Source organism: Methylobacterium sp. D48H (genome assembly GCF_053345715.1).
Genome location: NZ_JBKFAP010000196.1, coordinates 1 through 288, shown reverse-complemented (window position 1 = coordinate 288; position 288 = coordinate 1). Strand labels below are relative to the sequence as shown.

The 288-nt window shown below is 76.4% G+C and carries 1 pseudogene; it reads left to right on the top strand.

The features are described from left to right. Nucleotides 1–67 precede the first annotated feature (67 nt). Nucleotides 68–288: pseudogene (locus ACLBX8_RS32095) on the top strand (hypothetical protein); the annotation flags it as partial.

The following is a 288-nucleotide window of genomic DNA, read 5'->3' as shown; positions in this document are numbered from 1 at the left end:
CGTCGGTCCATGTGCGATGCACAAACGGGCCGGCCGCACCCGGATGGCGGCCGACAGGAGACCGCGCATGGCGCAGTGCATAGCCCAGTCGTCGGGCCACGAGGTCCCGACCCAGATCCGCGACGTCGCCGGGACCGGTCTCGCGCAGGCCCGGACGGCCTTCGGAAGCGCCGTCGGAGCGGCGCGCCGCGCCTCCGACACGGCCCGCACGAAAGTGGTGCGAGGGCAGGTTGCGGCCCGGGAAGCGGCGGCCGCGGCCCGCGACGCTGCCGGGGCGGCGTCGCACTG